The following is a 1,250-nucleotide window of genomic DNA, read 5'->3' as shown; positions in this document are numbered from 1 at the left end:
CGACGGTGCCGCGCCCGACGGTGCCGCGCCCGACGGTGCCGCGCCCGACGGTGCCGCGCCCGACGGTGCCGCGGGCGTGAGCGTCGACGTGGGGGAGGGGTGATGAGCTCTCCTGTCGCGCACGCCGCCGAGCTGCGCGACGTGACGCTGCGCGACGGGCTGCAGCTGACAGGCAAGATGCTGCCGACGCAGCGCAAGGTGGACATCGCGAGACGGCTTCTCGCGCTGGGTGTCCCGGCGCTGGAGATCGGCTCGATGGCTCGTGGCGACCTGGTGCCGCCGATGGCGGACACCCTCGACGTGATCGCCGCGCTGAGCCAGGAGGAGCTGCAGAGCTGCTGGGTGTGGGTCGCCACCCCGCGTCACGTCGAGAAGGCCGCCGCGGCGGGCGCACGGAACTTCCAGTACTGCCTGTCGGCGTCGGACTCACACAACCAGGCCAACATCGGGCGCACCACGGAGGCCAGCATCGCGGCGTTCCCTGAGGCCGCGGCGCGCGCCGCCGACGTGGGCGGCGCGATCCAGTTGTGTATCGCGACCGCCCTGACCTGCCCCTTCGACGGGATCATCGCGCCGGAGCGGGTAGTGGCGATCGCGGCCGACGTGCGCACGGAGGCGGCGGGCGACATCGTCCTCGCCGATACCCTGGGGCAGGCGGTGCCGGCGCAGGTCACTGAGCTGTTCGAGACCGTCCGAGCTGGATCGCCGGTGCGCCGCATGGTGTTCCACGGACACGACACGTGGGGTATGGGTGTCGCGAATACGCTCGCCGCGATCGCTGCCGGCGCCACGATGGTCGATGGGGCGCTGGGCGGGCTCGGCGGCTGCCCGTTCGCGCCGGGCGCAAGCGGAAACACCTCGACCGAGGACCTACTCTTCGCGTTGCGACCCGCCTGGTTCACGCCGAACGTACTCGCCGAGTTGGTCGACGTCGCCGAGGGATTGCTCGCCGATATCGGCGAGCCCAACCGGTCCAAGGCCGCGCAGGGGGCGCGATCCGAGGCGGTCGCATTCGAGTGGGTGGGTCGGCGATGACGCGCCACAGGTCGTCCGATGGAATCGATCGACGATCCGCGCTGCGGGCGGCCGGGCTCGGCGTGCTGGGCCTCGGCGCGGCGGCGGGCACGGCCGGGTGCGACCGCACGTCGGCATCGCCGTCGCCGACCTCGACCCAGTACTTCCGCATCAGGTCGAAGTTGTGCCCGATGCCGCCCGACGTGACCAGCACCGTCGGCGCGCGGAACTCGAAG

At 72.3% G+C, this 1,250-nt stretch carries 1 protein-coding gene and 1 pseudogene; both read left to right on the top strand.

Annotated elements, in window-relative coordinates:
- The first annotated feature begins 102 nt into the window (after positions 1–102).
- A complete protein-coding gene (locus ABD908_RS27365) occupies positions 103–1,035 on the top strand; it encodes a beta/alpha barrel domain-containing protein (RefSeq protein ID WP_345002060.1) in 933 nt (310 codons plus the stop codon).
- Positions 1,032–1,250, top strand: a pseudogene (locus tag ABD908_RS27360) (hypothetical protein); the annotation flags it as partial. The gene ABD908_RS27365 and the pseudogene ABD908_RS27360, both read left to right, overlap by 4 nt.

The sequence above is a fragment of the Tsukamurella soli genome (assembly GCF_039541155.1).
Lineage (GTDB): Bacteria > Actinomycetota > Actinomycetes > Mycobacteriales > Mycobacteriaceae > Tsukamurella > Tsukamurella soli.
The sequence above is the reverse complement of the archived record's forward strand: the minus strand, read 5'-3'. Positions and strand labels throughout refer to the sequence as shown.

Bases quoted from the DNA above. Each gene is read 5' to 3' on its own strand.
- ABD908_RS27365 (WP_345002060.1), top strand. From the start codon at position 103: ATGAGCTCTCCTGTCGCGCACGCCGCCGAGCTGCGCGACGTGACGCTG.